The following is a 232-nucleotide window of genomic DNA, read 5'->3' as shown; positions in this document are numbered from 1 at the left end:
GGGCGCAGGTACAGATGGAAGGTGTGGCCCAGGCTGATCTCGGCGCCCAGGGCGCGGATCTGCTCCGGCAGGATGCCCTTGTCCGTCCCATAGGTACCCACCGGCATGAAGGCCGGGGTTTCCACCGTCCCGCGCGGGAAGGTCAGGCGGCCACGACGGGGGCGCCCGGCGGTGGTCTGGAGCTGGGACTGGAGTCGGGGCATGGGGCGGGCCTTCGGGCAAAAAATTGCCG

The 232-nt window shown here is 70.3% G+C and carries 1 protein-coding gene; it reads right to left on the bottom strand.

Annotation, left to right across the window (positions count from 1 at the left end):
- The coding region (locus KVS69_RS20735; RefSeq protein WP_217540232.1) for a tRNA-guanine transglycosylase at window positions 1-203 on the bottom strand (203 nt) is incomplete at its 3' end.
- Between the last annotated feature and the right edge of the window lie 29 nt (window positions 204-232).

This window comes from Stenotrophomonas sp. GbtcB23 (genome assembly GCF_019091045.1).
GTDB classification, from domain to species: domain Bacteria; phylum Pseudomonadota; class Gammaproteobacteria; order Xanthomonadales; family Xanthomonadaceae; genus Stenotrophomonas; species Stenotrophomonas rhizophila_A.
Note: the sequence above shows the minus strand (reverse complement) of the source record. Positions and strands in the feature narration are given on the sequence as shown.